Source organism: Caldalkalibacillus thermarum (genome assembly GCF_014644735.1).
In the GTDB taxonomy this organism is placed as follows: domain Bacteria; phylum Bacillota; class Bacilli; order Caldalkalibacillales; family Caldalkalibacillaceae; genus Caldalkalibacillus; species Caldalkalibacillus thermarum.
The window spans coordinates 1-617 of sequence record NZ_BMKZ01000135.1; the positions used below are offsets into that span (position 1 = coordinate 1).

Genomic DNA, 617 nt, shown 5'->3' on the forward strand with positions numbered 1-617 from the left:
AAAAGCCAGTGCCAAACCAATGACACTGACAGGAATGATCACTGATAATGTAATGGTAAGCAATACGGAAAAGCTGATCCCCACCGGATTGAACAGCACAAACAAAAGGGCTCCCAGATCAATAACAACAATGATGACAAGATAAACAAACTGTCTTAACGACAACGATCCACCTATAACTTTTTCTTCTGAATCAAACTCCTGCGGCACATTATACTGAGGCATCCTTTTGTCCCTCCACTCGTGTCAATGCCCAGACCAAAGCCCCGACCCAGCCCAGTAAAGTCCAGCCCAGAAGCACATTTAAGGCAATGATGGCCATTTTGTTGTGGTGTTTCCTCACCAAAGCCACGATGGCAGGGACAAAGTAGAGGAAAAATAACAAATAAATCGCCAGTTCCACAAAACATCAACCTCCATTTCATTTTTTACAAGGGGGCATCACGCCCCCCTATTTTTCTATATCGGCAAATGGCGTTTAAACATTCATTAAACGCAACACGACACCCAACAGCAAAGGTACGGCAAAGAAGAAAGCGGCGGCCATGATGTACCATTTCACGGCATCCCACGCTTCGGCCCGTTTGGCCGGGTTTTTGCCGGATGTAGCCGCTACA

General features: G+C 46.2%; 3 protein-coding genes. All 3 read right to left on the reverse strand.

The window, feature by feature from the left end; all coding sequences use genetic code 11:
• The coding region (locus IEW48_RS16875; protein ID WP_188624730.1) for a PrgI family mobile element protein at positions 1-225 on the reverse strand (225 nt) is incomplete at its 3' end.
• Positions 212-403: a superinfection immunity protein gene (locus IEW48_RS16880; protein WP_188624731.1), complete on the reverse strand. Its 192-nt coding sequence runs from the start codon at positions 401-403 to the stop codon at positions 212-214. The genes IEW48_RS16880 and IEW48_RS16875, both read right to left, overlap by 14 nt.
• A 75-nt stretch (positions 404-478) precedes the next feature.
• The coding region (locus tag IEW48_RS17750; protein ID WP_188624732.1) for a hypothetical protein at positions 479-617 on the reverse strand (139 nt) is incomplete at its 5' end.